Genomic DNA, 16793 nt, shown 5'->3' with positions numbered 1-16793 from the left:
TGATCGTTCAACTTTCGCGCTTGTGGGTATACGTTCGAATTTTAAGGTACAGGATCAAAAATCTTACCGGGATTCATAATATAGTGAGGGTCCAAGGCAAGTTTTAGGCTGCGCATTAGATCAACCCCTTCGCCATGTTCTTGTTGTAAATACCCTTTTTTACCAAAGCCGATACCATGCTCACCGGTACAAGTACCTTCAAGTTTTAGTGCTTTTGCCACAATGCCCTTAGACAACCCTTTAGCTTTAGCTTGCTGATCTGCACTAGCCTCATCAAAGAGTATCAGGACATGGAAATTGCCATCTCCCACATGGCCCACAATAGGGCAGGTTAAGCCCGTATTGATCGCTTCTTGCTCAGAGTAAAGCACCGCTTCGGCAAGGCGAGAGACGGGTACACAGACATCGGTCGTTAGCACTGAAGCATTCGGTTGCATGGCCAGCCCTGCAAAATAGGCTTGATGGCGGGCTTTCCAAAGCGCATTGCGCTCTTCGGTGGTTTCTGCCCAATTAAAAGCACTTCCCCCCATGGAGGCCGCCAGCTCTTCTACCAATGTTACTTGCTCTGCAACAGAAGCGGCGGTGCCATTGAATTCAAAAAAGAGCGTTGGCTTTGGCTCAAAACCTTCTAGCTTGGAATAGTTAACACAAGCTTGCATCTGCAGGCCGTTCAGCAGCTCTATACGGGCAACAGGAATGGCGCACTGCATCACAGAAATAACGGTATCAACCGCACTTTTTAGATCATTAAACTGACAGGTTGCGGCTTTAATTGTTTCAGGAATAGGGTGCAGGCGCAGTTGAACCTCGGTTACGATACCAAGGGTTCCTTCAGAACCGGTATAAAGATGGGTTAAGTCATAACCGGCGGAGCTTTTACGGGCACGGCCACCTGTCTTAATAATACGACCATCGGGGGTTACAACCGTAAGGCCGATCACGTTCTCCCGCATGGTGCCATAGCGCACGGCATTAGTACCTGAGGCTCGGGTAGAAACCATGCCACCAATACTGGCATTTGCCCCAGGGTCAATTGGAAAGAAAATACCTTCATAGCGCAGGGCCTGATTCAGCGCCTCGCGGGTGACACCGGCTTGAACACGACAATCTAGATCTTCTGGGTTAACCTCAAGCACCTGATCCATCTCCGATAGATCAATCGAGATGCCGCCCTCCAAGGCCATTAAGTGACCTTCTACCGAGCTACCGGTTCCATAGGGTACAACAGGCATCTTGTGTTGATGGCACAGCGCTAAAATCTGAGCCACCTCTTCATTGGAGTGCACCATAGCAACGGCATCAGGAGGCATACAGCCATAGCTGTCCTCACCCTTCCCATGCTGATCTCGCACCGCTTGGGTGGTGATTAGGCGATCACCTAACCATTCTTGGAGCTGTTCAACAACCTGTGCTCGCAGGCTTTGATCTGCATATTGATGGGGAACATCATGACTCATAGGGGTAGCTCCTGATTACCTTAAAGGTAAAACTCTTCTTATCGTTAGTATCATCATTAAGCTCTCTGATCATAGAACCTGCCGTGGCAGTAAAAAAATTATTTATTAGAATCTATCCATTCAAAAAAGTAATGACACATCAGTGACAATTAGCGAAAATATAGATATTTTATAAATTAGATGCGCTTTTTTTAATCAAAAATCACTACAATGCTTTGTTTGACGCATTCTAAAAGGGCAAAAAGGACATTGAGTCGCGGCAGTATGCTATGGCAACTTAAATGATTATTCGCTAAATCGATGCACTATTGATTTAGTTTATTCAGTGCCATTATGGCTGCACAGGCTATTACTTCTATCCATGGCAACACCGCTCATAAACACAGGTTGATCATCACTCTCTATGTCAGATACTCAGAATCTTAGTCAGCGTTTAAGCCGTGTAAACCTAAACCTATTGGTCGCCTTTCATGCCCTTTACCAAGAGCGTCATTTAACCCGAGCCGCCGCTCGTATTAGCTTAAGCCAACCAGCTATGAGCCATGCTCTTAAGAAACTTAGAGGGCAATTCGATGATGAATTATTTATCAAAACATCGGAAGGTATGCAGCCTAGCCCGCTGGCAAGCCGTCTCTATCTGCGTATTGAAACTGGCCTACTTCAATTAGATGAGGCTATCGCTAGCAGCCATAGTTTTCACCCTGAAAAAGAGGTAAGAGAGTTTCGTATCGGCGTTATGGATTTTATGATCAACGAACTAGCGCCTTACCTTGTTAACGCGGTTAAAGAGCAGGCACCTGGGATCAGTTTCAATATTCTGTATGCCAAAATATCCAATCCTGAGATGGCTTACCGGCTATTACAAGAACAGGAGCTGGATCTTGCTATTACTCAGTTTGAATATCTACCGCAGGGCAGTTGTTTTGAGCGCCTTTACGAAGACAAGCTGGTTTGCGTTGGTGATGAAAGCGTCTATGGCGATAAGCCTGCGCTCTCTAAGGCTGAGTTTTTGTCACCACCCCACGTGGCACTATCTCATCGTGAGGATGAACCAATTTTGGTTAACAAGAAGCTAGCCACCCTTGGTTTAACCCGTAAAGTGGTGGTAAAAACCCCTTATATTGCAACGCTGCCTTTTATCCTTGCCGGTACGAATATGATCACGGTGATCAACCAATATGCGGCGGATCTTATCTGTCCAAGCTCTACGTTAAGAACCTATCAAGCCCCTATTGATTTTGAGCCGTTGCATGTTTGCCAAATATGGGAGGCCCGTAAAAATGATGATCCCGGTATTCACTGGCTTCGTACGGTGATACGCAACTGTATGCAGGAAAAAGGACTGGGGGTGTAAGATGACATCGGACGTTACACCGAATCTTGAAGAGCTTTATTACATTCAGCAACCAGACTGGTCAACATTGACGAGCCTTCCCGCGATTCAACAAGCACTTGAAGAACTGATTAAGGGCATCGGCTTTGATAGCGCCAGCTTAATCTACGCCCCTGTTGGTGAATTGCCTAACCGTACACCAGGGCCGGTTCACCCGTTATTAAATGCGGGTGAGTACAATATGCACTGGCTTAAACGCTGGCGAGAGCGTTCAAAAAATAGCGACAAGAACCCCTTAAGCCACGAGCTATCACCGACATGGAAGCAGGCGCTGCAACAGACGTTACCTCAGCGTTTTGAGCTTGACCAGCCCAGTAAATGGAGCACCAATTTAACCCTAGCGGATCAGCGTTGGTTAAATGCCTTACATGAAGAGGGTTTTCAGGAACTCTGGGTCACGCCGGTACATTTTCCCGGTCGAGAGTATATGGCGCTATCTTGCTTGTCCCATAGAAACAACCCGAAACCGCCTCCCTTTTCGGACCAAACCCAAGCAAATTTACTGTACTGCGTACATCGCTTCGCTCAGATCTGTTTACGGCCAGAATTTAAAGCACTTAGGCAATTGAGCGCCCCTCCTTCCGCATTACTTTCTAAGCGAGAGCAGGAGTGTTTATTTTGGGCGGCACAGGGGAAATCAGCAGTGGAAACTGCGGCTATTCTGGCCCTAAGGCCGGAGACTGTTCGTACTTATTTAAAGGCGTTATTAAGGAAGCTTCAGGCGGAAAATAAACCGCAAGCTATCGCCATTGCCTATGAAACAGGCTTGCTTGGCAACCGTTCACGTTAATCACCTAGGCACTTTTTACGTGATTTCTTTAGATCTTTAAATATGCTCTTAAGTTTTCAACCGTCAATGGTCGAGAATAGAGGTAGCCTTGGAAACGATCGCAACCAAATTGCGTCAAAAGATCAGCTTGCGCCTGTGTTTCAACGCCTTCAGCCAGAATAGCCATTTCATAGTTTTTGCCGATGGCAATAATGTTCTGAATCATCTTACGGGCCGCGTCATCGTTTAAGATATTATCAACAAAGCTCTTATCAATTTTCAGCTCATCCACGGGCAAGGCTCTTAGCATACTCAGCGACGAGTACCCCGTACCAAAGTCGTCCATCGAAATCTGGATGCCTAAATCATGGATTTGATTAAGCAGTGGCAGAATATAATCTAAGTCTTCAATAAATAGACTTTCAGTAATCTCCAGAGAGATAAATACACGACTCAAGCCTGATTCATCCACGGCATCAAGCAAAAGTGCCATAAAATTGGCCTGCATAAACTGGCGTACCGAGATATTAACCGAAACATGAAATTCCAGTCCCATATCCTCCTGCACCTGCTTCATCTCGTTTAACGATCGACGCAAAATAAACTCACCAAGGCGAGGCATAAGACCGGAGGCTTCTGCGATAGAGATAAACTTATCTGGCGGAACAAACCCCAGCTCTTCATTTTGCCAGCGAATCAAAGCCTCAACACCATAGAGATGGCCCTGATGGTTAATCTGGGGTTGATACATCATAAAGAGTTCGTCGTTATCAAGGCCCTTACGCAGCTCTTGTTCAACCACCAGCTTTTTCAGGTAATCGGTTTGCATCTCATCGGCAAAGATTCGTGCACTGTTTTTATGTTTTTTGGCTTCGTACATGGCGATATCAGAAGCCCGTAGTAAGCTGTCCAAGTCTGCGCCATGCAATGGGTATTTAGCAATGCCGATGCTAGCCCCTAGAGTGAAATTTATACCTTCAATTTGATAGGGTTTAGACAGGCGATCAATAATATTTCGAGCCAATAACAAAACGCAGCGATCGTTAGTCTCATGGGAGAGAATCAAAAACTCATCGCCGCCTTGACGAATAATGGTGGCATTTTCCGGAGCTGATGCCTGTAAACGCTTGGCCAACTCACGGAGTACTTCATCGCCAAATTCATGACCAAAACTGTCATTCACACTTTTAAAATGATCCATATCGACAAAGAGCACACTAAAAGGCTCCCCATCACCACTATTAAGCCATTTATCTTTATTCATTGATAAATAGGTGCGATTGGGCAACAGCGTTACGGCATCATGACAGGCTTGAAAGATAAGGCCTTCACGCCGTAGGTGTTCTGCCGTTGCAATCCATTTGAACAGTTTATAAATAATAATTTGGCCAAGAACAAAGACCAGAAAATAGATACCGAAGGCATCAAAAAATTCATTAATGATTTTTTTGAGTTTAATCTCAGAAACGACCCAAAGATTATATTTACGATCAAATCGAGCAACACCAACACTAGTCCAATCGGCTAGCCGCACCCTAAAAGGAGCAATAATTTCTTGAGCTTTAATTTGCTCGATCGACTGGCCCGTTTCCAGTTCCATACTATAAAATGCGCGCTTTAAAACCCCTTGCCCAACCGCTTTCTCGTAGTCGAGCTGCATATCCGCAGCTTCTGAAGAGTGCAACTGTGGGTAAGCATCTTGACCGCGAATTAAAGTGACACGATTAAATTCACCCATATGAAGCGCAGAATTAAATAAACGTGACGCACCATTAATTCTTAAACCTGCGGTCATAACACCAAGGGTATGCCCTTGCTTATCTCGAATAGCCTTTCTGATCGGAATCAGCCATTCACCTGCAGCTTCCATATAATAAGTGCGACCTAAAACCATACGGCTTGACTTAAGCGCTAATAGAAATGACTCTCGGCTTTCTGGCTGCTGGAGCAAATTAGGTAGTGAACCAAGATCCAAATTAGAACTAATAAAGGTTAACTTGCCGTCAGGCCGAGCGAGGCCAAAGCCGACAATGGCAGGATTTAACGTCAGTAGATGATCAAGCAAAGGCTGCTTTTTCACCTCAAGAGGAAAATCAGGATCTTTGGTTAATTCTGTGCCAAGTATATCGAGAATAATTTCCTGATTTGTAAACAGAGAATGGCTGGCATGGCTAACCAAGCGAATAAGATTTTCCTGCTTGGTGCGGTGCTCTTCATTGACCGCCTGCCAGCGAAGATAAGAAAGCGTGACAAAGAAAAGCAAGCTGCCCGCAAATAGGAGAATAAAGAGCATCCAAATATTTTTGCGTAACAGCGCCATAATCAGTCCATAAAGGAGAATATTGGGGAAATTCAAGCGTCATTGCCTGTCTCTTGTTCAAAATACTCTTAATATGACCCAAAAGATAGCGCTGTAAAGTTACCGAACTTACGCGGCAACGTCTAGCGATCAAATCAAGAAACACCTCAAAAAAAATAAAAATAACCAATAATATTAAATAGTTACAAAATATAGACTCTAAAAATATAGAGGCTATAGGACTAGCACACTTTTCGAATATGCTCAGGGCCGATTTGATCGACAGAAGAGCAGCCTGCTAAAATCATACAGCGCTCAAACTCCGTTTTAAGTAGATTCAAAGCATGAATAACCCCCGCTTCACCCCCAGCAGATAAGCCGCGAACATAAGCACGCCCCAAGCTGCAGGCATTGGCTCCTAAAGCTAACGCTTTAAAAACATCCGTGCCACGACGAATCCCCCCATCAACAATAATCTCCATCTCCGGCCCTACGGCAGCACGAACCTCTTCAACTAACTCAATCGGTGCCGGCGTACCATCTAATTGACGACCACCGTGGTTAGAAAGAATAACGGCACTGGCTCCAGCTTCTTTTGCCTTGAGCGCATCCGATGCGGACATAATGCCCTTGATCGCAAACGGCCCCTGCCATTCATTGATCATCCGGCGGGCATCGTTCCATGTCAGATCTTTTTTAAACAGCTTGCTCATCGCTTCGACAAAGGCTTGAGAGTCCCCTAAAGAGACCTTGGGCAAGTGCGGGAAGTTTCCCATACTGGCACCATCACTCAGCAAATACTGCATAAGCCATTTAGGCCGCAGCATATATTGCAGGGTGGACTTAAGTGTAAGGCTTGGCGGGATGGTTAATCCGCTGCGAGCATCACGCTCTCGGTTCCCCCCCACAATCGTATCAATGGTGAGTACCATCGCTTTATAACCTGCCTGCTTAGCTCGCAGGTTTAGATCCAAAGCTAGATTTTCGTCATCTAAAACATACACCTGAAAGAATTTATCGCTGGCCGCACAGTTTGAAATTTGCTCTAGCGAGCGATTAGAAAAGGTTGATGCGGTATAGGGGATGCCAAAACGACTCGCCGCACGGGCACCCGCTAGCTCCGCATCTTTAGGGCACATCATGCCGGAGAACCCTGTCGCGGAGATATAAAAGGGGAGCGCCGTCTGACAGCCCAAAATACGGGTACGGGTCTGAATTGTACTCACATCCTGCAGCGCCTTAGGTACAATCTGATAGCTCTGAAACCCCTGGCTATTACGAATCAATGTGACCTCATCATCAGCGCCACCTTCAACATAATCATAAACGGGGGCCGGAACTTTTTTCGCAGCCAAACGAGCAAGATCATCAATATTGATACAGGATTTCAAATTACGCATGCCGGTTATGCCTCTTCAATCATCACATTCGATTCGTCAGGCTAAAATCATACGGCTAAGGCACCTGTGAAGAGATACCCCATTTTGGGGGGCGTTAGTTTCACCCTAGTAATATTTAGCGCCGAGCTTAATGCCAAATAGTCTTAATCTGGGCCTGAGGTTCAAATCGGTCCGCAATTTGTGCCTGTAACAATTCCGCAGAAGCCAGTGCATCGGTTAAGGCATGATGAGGCGCATAATAAGGCAGGTTATAGCGTGTTCGGCTATCCGCTAAGCGAATTGAAACGGGCTTTTTGCCCAATAAACGTTGCCACCAACCGACCGCACGGCCTCGATGAAGCCGCGCCTCAAGCTCTAAAGTGTCAACGACGGGGAACATAACACCTTCACCAATTCTGGCCTTAAGAGCAGCACTCAAAAAAGGCTGCTCGATACCTCGATGATGAACCACCACAACCCGCCCAGCTAAAGCCTCCAGCAATTTAGGCAGTATTTTCTCTAGATCTGGGGCCTCATCAATATCAGAATGCGTGATTCCGTGAATCACAACAGATTCCGCATTAAGCGGCTTACCAGGGTCTAACACCCAATGCTGCGACAAACGACAGCGAATACGCTCTAGTGTAAACGGCACAAGCCCAATACTGACGATACCGTTTTTTTGCGGATTAAGGCCGGTGGTTTCAAAATCCATCGCCACAAAAGGTACCTGATTTAAGGGGGTATCAGGCGCCACACAGCCTGCTTGGTAAAATGTCTTAAGTAGCGGATGCTGCGCTTGCTCGGCTAATTTAAGATACAGATCCGGCCAAGCCAGAGCCGTAGGTTCAGGCTTTTTCTTATCAGGAATCAGGTGAAGCATTATCGTTTTTAACCCTTTGTTTTTAAAACCTTGCTTCTTAACTCTGTTCTTTAACTCAGTAATCCGGCGTAATCAGTTCGCCCGATTCGGTTGGTAACGGAATTTCAGAAACTTCTGGGCATCACTTAAAATCTGAAAAGCTTCCTTCAAATTGCGGCGTTCAAAATGAGACATATTCTCCGGCTCAATATTGTTATCCGGCTCTTGCTCGGCTTCTATATCCAATGCTTGATGGCGAATCCGAACCGTGGAAATAAATTCCATCGCATCCCGAAGGTCAGGCCCGCGATCAGGGGGTAAAATCCCCGCATCAATCACATCATTTAACCGGTCAAAGGAGTTTGTTGCCCGTGACCCCACCGCCAAAGCATGAACACGGATCAAGTCTGCTAAAGGTGCTGTCCCACGCCGTTTTAAGTTAATGGATTTTTTGTGTTGGCCATCTTGCTCCATGACAAAGGTCTTAAAAAAGCCTAAAGGCGGCGTTCGGTTAAGGGCATTGCGAGCCATACACGCTAAAAAGCGCTGACTGCGACGAGCACGGCGACTAATCAACCCCTGTAGCTGATCAGCCCATTCGGTATGACCCCAAACACCGTCAAGATCAAAAAAGATATTACTGTTCAAAAGGGATTCTGCTGTTGGGCTATCAATCCAGTCAGTAAAGTATTGCTCCCAAACCTTTTTGGGCTGCCGCCACTGTTGATTGGTTGCCATCACATCACCGGTACAGTAACTGTAACCGCAGGCGGCGAGGCCATCACAAACAAACTGCGCTAATTGTTTAAAATAGCCATCGTGCAATTCAGGATCGAAACTGTCATCAAGAATCATAGCGTTATCTTGATCCGTAACAATCAGCTGTTCATCCCGCGCCATCGAACCTAGGGCTAAAAAGCAATAGGGGATAGGCGGTGGGCCAAACGTCTCTTCGGCTAGCTCTAACAATCGCTGTTTAAAGCTTCGTCCAATAACCGCCATAGCAGAGCCGATCATATGAGAATTAGCATCTTCGTTGACCATACGCACAAAACTTGATTGCACATCGGTCTGCAGGGCCGCAAGTTCCTCAACGGTCTGCTGGCGGAAAATACTGCTGACGACAAATAAGCTATTACGGGATTCATAGCGCACTAGGTCAGAAAGAGCAACGACACCAATCGGGCGACCTTTTTTTAAGATAGGCAGGTGGTGCACATTCGTACGTAACATGGTGAGCATGGCTTCAAACACATACTCATCACTGTTAATCATCACCAAGCCTTGAGACATAATCTCAAGAACCTGTGTATCAAAAGGTAAGCCTTGGGAAACAACACGGGTGCGCAAGTCTCGATCGGTAATAATGCCGCAAACAGTATGCTCGCTACCATCCGCACCGGACACAGAAGCTTTTGGCCCGATAAAAGTAGACTCATCCGCCGCAGGATCATTCGCTTCTACCTGAATAATCAGTAGCGATGAAACACCCTCTTCTGTCATTCGTTGGGCTGCTTCCTGAACACTGGCGGTATTAGGCATAACGACCGGTTCACGGGTAATTAGGGTGCTTATTTTTGAGGTTAAAAGCTCGTTGGTATCTTCCCGCCGTGAAACCGCCTGTCGAAGTCGGGTTTGATCTCCAACTTCAAAGAAATCCGCAAACTCTTCGTGTTGATCAAACAGTTCCCGAAAAACAGATTCCGGCAGAAAATAGATCAAAGTATCTTCAATCGCTTTAACAGGAAAACGAACTTTTTGCTTTATCAGCAAGCTTTGGTAAGCAAATAGCCCACCTTCACTCATGCGGTTGTAAAGCTCGCCATTTCTACGGTAAATCTCTACAGCGCCACTGCGCACAAAGTAAATATCGGTGACCGTATCACCGACCTCTAGAATTTGAGAACCCGCTTTAAAATAGGCGATCTCAACTTGTCGACTTAATGCCGAAAGCACATCTTCTGGCAAGCTCTTGAACGGCACAAAGCGGCGCAGATATTCGAAAATTTCAACCTGTTCAACTTCCATTGCAAGAGTCTCCCCACCGCCCCAAAGCGATTAATCAAAGTTACAAAGATAAACCAGAACTACAAAGATAAACTAGGCTCATAGTAACTCAGTCTGTCTGCCAAATAGCAAAAAGGGTAGTGAATGCAAAGCATTCCTACCCTTTTCTTTTGGTACTTCGTACTTCTTGATCTAATCTAGCACAAAAGTTTAGACACTTTTTGGCTCAGACGACAATCCCTTAATCAAAGAGATACAAGCTACCAATAACAGAATGGTGAACGGGAAGCCGGTCGATACAGCCATCGCCTGCAAGGCTGTTAAGCCGCCGCCTAAGATTAAAGCAATGGCGACCAAACCTTCAAAAGTACACCAGAAAACACGCTGAGGCTTAGGTGAATCAATTTTACCACCTGCGGCAATAGCATCAATCACAAGTGAGCCGGAATCCGAAGAGGTCACAAAGAACACAATCACAAGCACAATGGCAATCAGTGACGTGATCTCAGACATCGGTAGCGCATCAAGCATGCTAAATAACTGTAGCGGTAATGCCGCATCAGCCACGGCGTTATAACCCTCATTAACCAATTGGTTAATCGCGGTCTCACCAAAGGCCGTCATCCATAGCACGCAAGCCATAGAAGGAATTAATAGTACGGATACCATAAACTCACGCACAGTACGGCCACGGGAAACCCGAGCGATAAACATACCGACAAAAGGTGACCATGAGATCCACCATGCCCAATAGAACGCAGTCCAGCCAGAGGTAAAGTTCACATCTTCACGCCCTACAGGGTTCGCCAGAGCCGGTAAATTTTGCACATAACTCCACAAGTTAGTGAAGAATCCGGTAAAAATAGCCAGGGTTGGGCCAACGATCACCACAAACAACAGCAGCAAGCCAGCTAAGACCATATTGATCTCAGAAAGGCGCTTCACACCCGCATCAAGACCGGCTAGAACAGAAATTAACGCCAAGGCGGTAATACCGATAACCAGCAGAATCTGAGTGGTGGTGCCCATAGGGATGCCAAACAGATAGTTTAAGCCAGCTCCGGCTTGAGATGCCCCTAAACCTAGGGATGTTGCCAAACCAAACAGCGTGGCAAATACGGCAAGAATATCAATAAGGTGCCCAGGCCAGCCCCATACTCGCTCACCTAAAAGCGGGTAAAAAACAGAACGCATGGTCAGCGGTAGGCCTTTATTGAACGAGAAAATAGCCAAGCTTAAAGCAAGAACCGCATAAATAGCCCACGGGTGCAAAGCCCAGTGGTAGATAGTAGCGGCCATACCAAGTTTAGCCGCCGCAGCCGCATCACCTGCAGCCGCCCCTAAAGGTGCCCAGTCGGTACGGACACCGTTTTCCATACTGGTTCCGGCAAAGGAAGACCCAAAATGTGACAGCGGCTCAGATACGCCATAAAACATTAAGCCAATGCCCATTCCAGCGGCAAACAACATTGAGAACCAACCGGCATAGGTATAATCCGGTGTCGCTTCTGTACCACCAATTCTTACCTTACCCAAAGGAGATACAACCAAAAACAAGCACACTAAAACAAATATGTTTCCTGCACTTAGGAAAAACCAGTCTAAGTTTGTTGTTAACCAAGAACGCATCGCGCCAAAAATAGGAGCCACTTGATCTTGAAAAATGAGGGTTAGCAGTACGAACGCAACGATCGCCAACCCAGAAATCATAAAGACTCGGTTATGGATATCGAGGCCAAAAGGCCCAATTTGCAACGCGACGTTGTCTTGACCGACTTGGTAATCCGTATTAATCGGATTCACTTCGCCGTCAGGGGACATAATGTCCTTGTTGTCACTCATAAAAATATTTGCCCTATTTATTTAAATCTATCATTCCATCGTTCGCTATGACGGCTACTTAAAGGCTCTGTTCGCCATAAAAAAAATCGCCTATATAAAAGCGATTTATGGCGCGGTCAAAGTCATTAAGATAGAAGAAAAGCCTTACAATAGAAGCGGTTTATTTACTTACATACCTAAACATTATAGCACAAATAGATTGCCTTTTGGCTACACTGCCGACATTTCCACTGAAATATCCACTTGTCGCCCCTAATGCCAAAAAGCCTACTGCCGATAGATAAAAGCCCGTGATCAATGGCGGGCTTTATGCCAAAGCGTCTCTAGTAAACGGGCTGCTTCTTGGGCTTGCTGCAGTCCTAGTTCAAACATAGGTGCCGTCAAATGACGAAAGGCAGGTAACGCTCTTAGCTCTTTAGCGGAAATACTACAATGGCGGTATAGTGTGGCGGCATCAAACCATGGATTACCAATACCCGCGTATTCCCAATCAATAAGAACCAGCTGATCATTTCGCCAACAGCAGTTACCGGGATGAAGATCATGATGGGTATAACAGCGAGGAACGTTAGGCAAAGAAACAAATAGCTGCACCAATCGATTCAAAAGATTAAGCCAATGCAGCGGGTCTGATTCTTTATTCAAACAACGTTGGTAGTGCTCAAATAACTCGGGATAATCTAGGCTAGCTCGTTTTCTTTGTGCGGTATCCGCAGGCAAGGGTATTTCTTGCAGGTTTTTTACTGCCGTTAATAACTGGTATCGAATATTATCCGTAATAGCGTCGACACCAAGGCTTAGTCCGTGATGAGCCATAAGGCACCAGCCTAAATCAGGACGATTGCATAGCACCTGCAACCCCCAAGGCTGTCCTTGAATACGCTCTAATACCTCCGCCTCTCGTTGCCGAGAAACGCCAAACGCAAGCCCATTACGGGCATTAATGCGAAGAATCAGAACTTGATCATGGCTACTGCCCTGATAAAGCCTGTTACTGGTTCCTGCACGGCTCACCGGCATCCAATGAACATAGACATTCAACTGCCGGTTTACCTGTTCAAAAATTGCTTCGTGCATAGCGAGTCCGGTCAGTTTCCGATATGATTCATCTCATTTTTACACTGCGCGTTTTACGAAGTGTTCACTTTTTTTTACGACATCTTTACAACGCATTAACTGCAGCACAAATACATTAGCAAACAGCGTATTGCATCCTGTGGCGCAGTGTAACGCGCCACACTAAAAATTAAACGGATAATTCACTTCTGTTTCTTTCAATATGTAACATATTAAAAATAATGCTTCCCGTAATCCACCTCTCAACAGGGATAGAACTGTATATGAAGACTGACCTTACTCGCAAAAATCTTACCTGCAGAAAAGTATTTATCGCAATAGGGCTGCTATTTGCCAGCTTACAGGTACAGGCAGCCAAATCCGAACTCAATATTTATACCTACGACTCGTTTGTTTCTGAGTGGGGGCCAGGGCCGCAACTGAAAAACATTTTTGAAGCCCAATGCGACTGCAGCCTGAACTTTATCGCTGTAGAGGATGGTGTCAGTATTTTAAACCGTGCCCGTATTGAAGGTAAAAAAACCAAAGCGGATGTATTACTCGGCCTAGATAACGCTCTTATCGAAACCGCTCGTCAGCAAGCATTAGTACAGCCCCATAGTATTGATGTTGGTCATTTATCCCCAAGCCTGAACTGGCAAGACGATACCTTTGTGCCCTTTGATTATGGCTATTTTGCTTTTATCTACGATAGCAATAAAATCAAAAAACCGGCGACCTCTCTTGCCCAACTGATTCATTCTGACGCACAGGTTATTTATCAAGACCCTCGCACCAGCACCCCAGGCCAGGGCTTAATGACTTGGATGAAAGCTGTTTACGGTGACCAGGCAGCATCACAGTGGCAAACATTAGCCAGCCATACCGTGACCGTCACAAAAGGTTGGTGGGAAGCCTACAGCATGTTTTTAGAAGGTGGCAGTGATTACGTTCTCAGCTATACCACCTCACCGGCTTACCATGTGATTGCTGAAGAAAAAACACACTACAAAGCGGCACTCTTTGACGAAGGCCATGTGGCCCAAGTGGAAGTTGCGGCAATTAGCCGTTACAGCGATAAAAAAGAGTTGGCGAATCAATTTCTAGCTTTTTTGATCTCGCCAGAAGCACAAAGTATTATCCCCGTGACGAACTGGATGCTGCCTGTTATCGACAACGCAGAGCTGCCTGCAGCCTTTGACCAGTTGATCGAACCTAAAACCATCGGCTTCTCCCCAGAAGTGCTGGCGGAGAAACGCAGTGCATGGCTGCGGGAATGGCGTCAAGCGGCTAGCCGATAACAATGCGCAAAATCGCTAACAACCCTTCTCTTAACCTGTCGCAGAAACTTGGCCTGTCGCAAAAACAGCCGTCAAGCTCGCTGCTCAGTCGATGTCTGTCCCGATGCTTGCCCCTAGCCGTTGGCGCGGCTTACGGGCTAATTTTGCTGATGACAGGTTTGGCCTTCTATGGCTTAATCGGTTTCGACCAAGCACGGCTTCAGCCTGAGTTACTGGTCGACCCTTATATACTGCAAATTTTAGGCTTCTCCTTAGAACAATCGATATTAAGCGCCCTGTTCTCCGTTGCTCTAGCACTACCCATCGCACGGGCATTGCACTTTATTCCTCAGCTACAGGCGTCTAAACCGGCATTCTTAAGCCTTTGTTTATTAAGCTTTGTTATGCCCACCCTAGTACTGATCACCGGATTGGTCACACTACTGGGACGCTCAGGGGTTATCACGCCGTTATTACCTGACGATTGGAACCTATACGGTCTAAATGGCATTCTTATTGCCCATATTTATCTCAATACGCCCTTAGCGGTTCGCGTATTAAGCCAACAGATGAGCCATATCCCCGATTCTAGCTGGCGACTGGCCCAACAACTAGGATTAAGCCGCTGGCAGCAATTCACTCACGTTGAGTGGCCTGCGCTAAAGCCCAGCCTATTAATGCTCTTAGGCTTTATTTTTGTACTCTGTTTTAATAGTTTTTCAGTCGTCCTTGCACTGGGAGGCGGGCCGGGGTCAACCACGTTAGAGGTCGCTATTTATCAAGCGTTAAAATACGATTTTAATCTTAGCGAAGCACTCACTTTAGCGTGGCTTCAGTTTACGTTAGCGGGTTTAATTTTTGCTTTAATTGCTCGAATGGGCAAGCTCAACTGGCTTAGCGCCGACACCGCCAGTCAGCGTTTACAGCCACGGTTATCAACCCTCAGCGAATGGATTCATCAAACCTTGTACGGCTTGGCATGGGTGATATTGCTGCTACCCATTCTTGCGCTATTACCTGCTGTATTCGATGCGTCAATAGCAAAGCTCAATATTAACAGTCTCATCAGCGCTGCGGGTTATTCATTAGCCCTAGGACTGATCGCTGCCCTAATCGCAATGACATTAGCGTGGCTATTACTGATCCCTATACGCCAAGCCAGCCTTAAACGACAAGAAAATCGGCGTATTATTTATCAATGGCTGGCAACCCATTCTTTGGTTGCCCCTGCAATGGTGTTATCAGCGGGGCTATACATTTTATTACTGCCTAGAATCGACCTAGACCGCTGGGGCATGGTATGGCTTATACTGATTAACAGCGTATTGTTATTGCCTTTTATTATCGCCCAGTTAAAGCCTAGGCTGCTGCAATTTGATCAGCAATATAGCCGTTTAAGTGAAAACCTCCATCTTAATTTCACCCAAAAAATACAGGTGATATGGCCCTTTGTTCGCCCAATAACCCTAGGTAGCTTTGCGTTGGCGCTTTTATTGGCGTTAGGCGATGTTGCGGTATTTTCCATTTTTGGCGATAGCCACTACACCACACTACCTTGGCTTATTTATGGGTATGCCGGTAGCTATCGCATGGCAGAGGCCGCCGTTGCATCTTTAATACTTCTTAGTCTTTGCGCTCTATTGGTTTATCTTTTTGAGCGCAATACCTCAGCAAAAAACAAACGGAAATCCACTCATGGCTGACACAATAAAGCCCGCCAGCATCATCGCGCCCTCCGGCACCATCAGTCACAAGACGACAGTTCATACTCTATCCCAAGGGCTTATCGTTGATCAGCTAAAGGTTGTCCTTGATGGATACCCGCTGCACTATGATTTAGCTTTAGCCCCGTATGAGTGTTTGGCGATTCAGGGGAAAAGTGGTGTGGGGAAAAGTACGCTACTGCATACCTTGGCAGGCTTTGAAACAGCTAAGAGCGGTCAAGCTTTTTGGCAAGGTCAGGATCTTCTGGCATTACCCGCTCATAAGCGCCCTATCAGTATGCTATTTCAAGAACATAACCTATTCGAGCATTTAAGCGTATTAGCCAACCTACGCTTGGGATTCCAGAGCCAACCCGATATCCGCTTAATTCAACAAGCGGCAGAGGCATTAGATATTGCAGACCAACTGAGCAAGCAACCAACCGAGCTATCTGGCGGACAGCGCCAGCGTATTGGTTTAATTCGCACCTTACTGCGCCCAGAACCGTTGATTCTATTGGATGAGCCATTTGCTGAACTGGATCAAGATACTCGTCGAAAAGCCGCACGCTGGACCGCAGATGTCGCAAGAAAAAATAACAAGACACTCATCTTAGTCACTCATCAAGATGAAGATGCCGAGCTAATTGCCGATCGCACCTTGCAGCTCAAAGCCTCAGCAGAGCAGTAACAGGAAAACCAGCAATAAGAAAACGAATAGCAGAAAGAGGAAAGAAGTGAAACCG

12 protein-coding genes are annotated in these 16793 nt (G+C 46.2%); 5 read left to right on the top strand and 7 right to left on the bottom strand.

Features of this window, described 5'->3' with window-relative positions:
* Positions 1–41: 41 nt before the first annotated feature.
* Positions 42–1457, bottom strand: a complete 1416-nt coding sequence (locus tag G517_RS0104140; protein WP_051206015.1) for an FAD-binding oxidoreductase — start codon at positions 1455–1457, stop codon at positions 42–44.
* Positions 1458–1860: 403 nt separating this feature from the next.
* Here G517_RS0104140 and G517_RS0104135 point away from each other — a divergent pair, with 403 nt between their 5' ends.
* Entirely contained in the window at positions 1861–2811 is a 951-nt protein-coding gene (locus tag G517_RS0104135) for a LysR family transcriptional regulator (RefSeq protein WP_028303363.1), read from the top strand.
* Position 2812: 1 nt separating this feature from the next.
* Positions 2813–3640: a helix-turn-helix transcriptional regulator gene (locus G517_RS0104130; RefSeq protein ID WP_028303362.1), complete on the top strand. Its 828-nt coding sequence runs from the start codon at positions 2813–2815 to the stop codon at positions 3638–3640.
* 28 nt (positions 3641–3668) lie between these two features.
* Here the strand turns inward: G517_RS0104130 and G517_RS0104125 are convergent, their stop codons facing one another.
* From G517_RS0104125 to G517_RS0104100, 6 genes are all read right to left on the bottom strand, one after another.
* Complete coding sequence (locus G517_RS0104125) at positions 3669–5939, bottom strand: putative bifunctional diguanylate cyclase/phosphodiesterase (protein WP_028303361.1); 2271 nt, start codon at positions 5937–5939, stop codon at positions 3669–3671.
* Between the two features lie 221 nt (positions 5940–6160).
* Positions 6161–7318 (bottom strand): alpha-hydroxy acid oxidase, encoded by a 1158-nt coding sequence (locus G517_RS0104120; protein WP_028303360.1) that lies wholly within the window; start codon positions 7316–7318, stop codon positions 6161–6163.
* Between the two features lie 127 nt (positions 7319–7445).
* On the bottom strand, positions 7446–8180 hold the full coding sequence (locus G517_RS0104115; RefSeq protein WP_028303359.1) for a 3'-5' exonuclease: 735 nt from the start codon (positions 8178–8180) through the stop codon (positions 7446–7448).
* A 72-nt stretch (positions 8181–8252) separates the two neighbouring features.
* A complete protein-coding gene (locus G517_RS0104110) occupies positions 8253–10187 on the bottom strand; it encodes a putative nucleotidyltransferase substrate binding domain-containing protein (protein WP_028303358.1) in 1935 nt (644 codons plus the stop codon).
* 189 nt (positions 10188–10376) lie between these two features.
* Positions 10377–12008: a BCCT family transporter gene (locus G517_RS0104105; protein ID WP_028303357.1), complete on the bottom strand. Its 1632-nt coding sequence runs from the start codon at positions 12006–12008 to the stop codon at positions 10377–10379.
* Between the two features lie 294 nt (positions 12009–12302).
* Positions 12303–13085: a phosphotransferase gene (locus tag G517_RS0104100; RefSeq protein ID WP_028303356.1), complete on the bottom strand. Its 783-nt coding sequence runs from the start codon at positions 13083–13085 to the stop codon at positions 12303–12305.
* A gap of 263 nt (positions 13086–13348) precedes the next feature.
* Here G517_RS0104100 and thiB point away from each other — a divergent pair, with 263 nt between their 5' ends.
* Genes thiB through G517_RS0104085 form a run of 3 tightly spaced genes read left to right on the top strand, consistent with a single transcriptional unit; the run spans position 13349 to position 16738 of the window.
* Positions 13349–14365 carry a thiamine ABC transporter substrate binding subunit gene (thiB, locus tag G517_RS0104095; protein ID WP_036590331.1) on the top strand — a complete coding sequence of 339 codons (1017 nt, stop codon included), beginning with the start codon at positions 13349–13351 and terminating at the stop codon, positions 14363–14365.
* Positions 14366–14367: 2 nt separating this feature from the next.
* Complete coding sequence (locus G517_RS0104090; protein WP_084632056.1) at positions 14368–16047, top strand: ABC transporter permease subunit; 1680 nt, start codon at positions 14368–14370, stop codon at positions 16045–16047.
* On the top strand, positions 16040–16738 hold the full coding sequence (locus G517_RS0104085) for an ATP-binding cassette domain-containing protein (RefSeq protein WP_084632055.1): 699 nt from the start codon (positions 16040–16042) through the stop codon (positions 16736–16738). Before G517_RS0104090 ends, G517_RS0104085 begins: the two co-directional genes overlap by 8 nt.
* Positions 16739–16793 lie beyond the last annotated feature (55 nt).

This window comes from Oceanospirillum maris DSM 6286, from assembly GCF_000422865.1.
In the GTDB taxonomy this organism is placed as follows: domain Bacteria; phylum Pseudomonadota; class Gammaproteobacteria; order Pseudomonadales; family Halomonadaceae; genus Oceanospirillum; species Oceanospirillum maris.
This window is presented reverse-complemented; position numbering and strand designations above follow the sequence as displayed.

Bases quoted from the DNA above. Each gene is read 5' to 3' on its own strand.
- G517_RS0104140 (WP_051206015.1), bottom strand. From the start codon at position 1,457: ATGAGTCATGATGTTCCCCATCAATATGCAGATCAAAGCCTGCGAGCA.
- G517_RS0104110 (WP_028303358.1), bottom strand. From the start codon at position 10,187: ATGGAAGTTGAACAGGTTGAAATTTTCGAATATCTGCGCCGCTTTGTG.
- G517_RS0104090 (WP_084632056.1), top strand. From the start codon at position 14,368: ATGCGCAAAATCGCTAACAACCCTTCTCTTAACCTGTCGCAGAAACTT.
- G517_RS0104100 (WP_028303356.1), bottom strand. From the start codon at position 13,085: ATGCACGAAGCAATTTTTGAACAGGTAAACCGGCAGTTGAATGTCTAT.
- G517_RS0104105 (WP_028303357.1), bottom strand. From the start codon at position 12,008: ATGAGTGACAACAAGGACATTATGTCCCCTGACGGCGAAGTGAATCCG.
- G517_RS0104130 (WP_028303362.1), top strand. From the start codon at position 2,813: ATGACATCGGACGTTACACCGAATCTTGAAGAGCTTTATTACATTCAG.
- G517_RS0104120 (WP_028303360.1), bottom strand. From the start codon at position 7,318: ATGCGTAATTTGAAATCCTGTATCAATATTGATGATCTTGCTCGTTTG.
- G517_RS0104135 (WP_028303363.1), top strand. From the start codon at position 1,861: ATGTCAGATACTCAGAATCTTAGTCAGCGTTTAAGCCGTGTAAACCTA.
- thiB (WP_036590331.1), top strand. From the start codon at position 13,349: ATGAAGACTGACCTTACTCGCAAAAATCTTACCTGCAGAAAAGTATTT.
- G517_RS0104115 (WP_028303359.1), bottom strand. From the start codon at position 8,180: ATGCTTCACCTGATTCCTGATAAGAAAAAGCCTGAACCTACGGCTCTG.
- G517_RS0104125 (WP_028303361.1), bottom strand. From the start codon at position 5,939: ATGGCGCTGTTACGCAAAAATATTTGGATGCTCTTTATTCTCCTATTT.
- G517_RS0104085 (WP_084632055.1), top strand. From the start codon at position 16,040: ATGGCTGACACAATAAAGCCCGCCAGCATCATCGCGCCCTCCGGCACC.